Origin of the sequence: Neptunomonas sp. (genome assembly GCF_016744175.1) — a bacterium.
GTDB lineage: Bacteria > Pseudomonadota > Gammaproteobacteria > Pseudomonadales > Balneatricaceae > Neptunomonas.
Genome location: NZ_JADGEV010000096.1, coordinates 1 through 3129, shown reverse-complemented (window position 1 = coordinate 3129; position 3129 = coordinate 1). Strand labels below are relative to the sequence as shown.

At 43.6% G+C, this 3129-nt stretch carries 2 protein-coding genes; both read right to left on the bottom strand.

Annotated elements, in window-relative coordinates; translation table 11 throughout:
- Positions 1-109 precede the first annotated feature (109 nt).
- Positions 110-283 carry a hypothetical protein gene (locus QZZ55_RS19955; protein WP_293269177.1) on the bottom strand — a complete coding sequence of 58 codons (174 nt, stop codon included), beginning with the start codon at positions 281-283 and terminating at the stop codon, positions 110-112.
- A gap of 224 nt (positions 284-507) precedes the next feature.
- The coding region (locus QZZ55_RS19950; protein WP_293269176.1) for an insulinase family protein at positions 508-3129 on the bottom strand (2622 nt) is incomplete at its 5' end.

The following is a 3129-nucleotide window of genomic DNA, read 5'->3' as shown; positions in this document are numbered from 1 at the left end:
AAATTAATGCACTAAAAATACAAAACCCCAAGATAAAATCTCAGGGTTTTAGAAGAAAATAACTATTGCTGCTAAGGAAGGCATCACTTAGGCATTTAGAACATCTAGATTAACCAGCAATACCTACAAAGCTATAAGCACTTTTCTTAGCTTTATCACCTGTCATATTCTTATCATCAAGCGATTGGTCACGTACAGAAGAACCTGCTTTCTCTTGACGAGTTTTAGATTTTTGTTCGTCTGAAGTCTGCTTGTTGTATGAATGAAAGCCTTTAACGCTCATGTCTGTACCCTCTATATAGTGTGTTACTAATCATCTCTTGAGTATTAATATACCGACTCTTGCTTAGAAGTAAATGGAATTAAATTTCATACAATTATAACCATAAAGAATAAGTAGTAAAAATAAGACTCTACAAAGAAAAAATGACCGACAAGCGGCCAAATTATTTTTATGATGATTTAAGGAGACTATAACGTCTTTAGACAACTGCTTTTGATAACAACCTATAGCTTGATGGTCTCAAACACATGCTCACCAGCCCAATCAACCAGATCGTCTGCGCAATGTGTGATCACAGCTATGCTCGCCTTATCAGGAGATAAATAGGTTTCACGTACCCGCACAAGATCATCTAATGAAATATTCAATACCCTTTCTCGAAAACCTTCTCTTTGCTCAAGTGTGCGGCCATACAGAGCGTTGTGAAAAACTTGCTTGGCATCACTCGCGGGAGAAACAGGCTTATCCATGTAACTAATCATGGCAAAAACGGCACTATCTAGATGTTGCTGAGTAAATTGACAGTTTTGCAACCACGCAGTCGCTTCACCAAAATCTTCCAACGTACCAATGGATCTTGGATCTCTATAAGAGCACATCCGAAAAGCACCTATATTGGAGTCCTGACTACAGCCACTGCCATATGCTCCACCACGCTCCCGCACGATGGGATGCAAATATTCATGACGAACCAGTTCTCCTAGCACGTGCAAGGCTGCTGAATCGGAATGATTAATAGCGACTGTCGGGTAAGCAATCGAACAAAAATTAACTTGAGTGTCGGTTGTCCAAACCTCTCTTATTTGGCGCGATACAGGCTCCAGTGTAAATGGCTGAAATGCAGCCTCCTGAGTATGCATGTTTTTCCATCTTTCCAGCAACGTATGACGTTCGCATTCTAAACCAGCATTGTCACCCACCAGCATAAACTGCTTAGGGGCTGCAGCTAAGCGCTGATGAATACGTTCAAACTTAGCCGCCATAGATGCAACAAGACTCTCACTACAAGCGCTACGTATACTATTATCGAAAGCACGTAGTGATTTAATACCACGTAACCCACTTAATCGCTGCACCAACGATGCCGCTGGACTAAAGCCGCTAGAAGCTGTGCGTTTAGCCAGTATATGGCCGTTATCAGCTACGTAGTTATCAGCAGACAAGCGCTGTTGAGCTATGAGGTTTTTTATTCGCGGCAATTCATCGAACCGAGCCATTGTCAGAGTGTTATAGAGCATATCGGTCATCGCTTGATGATTTGCCGATAGACCTCGCGTGGCTAGTGTGAAATACCCTTTGGTGTGCTGCACATCGAGGAGCGAGCCACGCACATTACTATTGGCGTGAACACCTTCTGAATACTGAGATCGCCACATTTGTGTTTGCTGATAGTCCTTTTCCCCACAACCAAGCTCGGTTAAACAGGCCGTATAAAAAGGCAGTGCCTGTAGTAACTCTTCTTCCAAATAAGGCATTTCAATGACTAACTGTTGATGCAAAAGACCATTAGTCCCTTGTTCAAAACAAGTTATAGGCATGGAAGGGTTCGTCGTAAAACGCTTACCTTTAGCGGCTTTCAAACCAACAGGGATTTCTTGCACTGTAAGCTTTGGCAAAATATCGGGGCTTTCTTCCTTATTCTGTCTCTCCTCAAGTGCAGACTCTTGCTCAAGCAGTTGCTGTCGATGTTGATCACTCATTTGAGACAACATCTGCGTTAGCTTTTCCTTATCATCACTCTGTCGACGTGACTTAAGTGTTGCGTCAGGCAGCAAAGAAAGACGAACCCTGTGTGTATTTTCAAGCACCCGCTCCCGTACCAATGTCTTAATATATTCGGGGTCATTGATAGCAATTCTAAGTTCGCGCATCACCGGCTCAAGGTCTAACGAAGCTGACAGAGCATCTTCATCAGCATTTACTTGTAATGCAGCAGGTAAGGCGGAAAGGATAACCTGTAAGCCGTATGGGTAAGCATCATCGCTTATATCTCGATGATCAAGCTCCAATTGGTGAAGCACGGCATCCAAACGAACCTTCTCAACGCCATTTGTCGCTATCTCATCCAACGTTGCCAACACCAAAGACTCGAACGCATCCGCTTCTTGTGGGTCGCTTCCCTGAATACCACAGACTAGGCTCAGTTCGGCATTGCTATCTTCCAAACCACATAGGTGCGAAGGGCCATGCCCAAGCACCGTTGATTCCAATGCGTGCATCAAAGGCGATGCACTGTCTTGAAAGAGCAATCGGCTTAAGAGGTGAGCCTCAAGCCATTGCTTTAAGTCGGTACTCTTGCCTACCAACCAAGCCAATAGATGGTGTGTTTGCTCTGACAACTGCTCACTATCAGCGTCTCTATCAACATCTTCATCTACAGCATCCGTACAGACAAATTCTTGTACCTTTAACGGTGCTGAAAAGCGTTCTTCAAATAACGGAGTATCGACTAGGCTTTGTTGATCAAATCGAGACAATGCCTGCTTATCAATGCGTTCTTGCAGCTCATCAACAGGGAGGTCACCATAGGTCATAAATACCGCATTGCTTGGGTGATAATGCTCGCGATAGAACCCTAAGAACTCTTCATAACTCAGATCAGGAATCTCAGCAGGGTCGCCGCCACTCACAAAACGATAGGGTGTCGTAGGAAATAGATACTTACAAAGAATGTCCCAATGAGTAGACGAAGATGCATTAAAAGCACCTTTCATCTCATTATAAACAACACCACGGTGCTCTAAACATCCGTCATCATTAATCGTTAAGCGATGACCCTCTTGTGCAAAATCCAGTGGGTTTAACGTGGCAAAGAAAACTGCATCGAGATAAACATCGAGTAAATT

Coding starts and splice junctions, on each gene's coding strand:
- QZZ55_RS19955 (WP_293269177.1), bottom strand. CDS start 283: ATGAGCGTTAAAGGCTTTCATTCATACAACAAGCAGACTTCAGACGAA.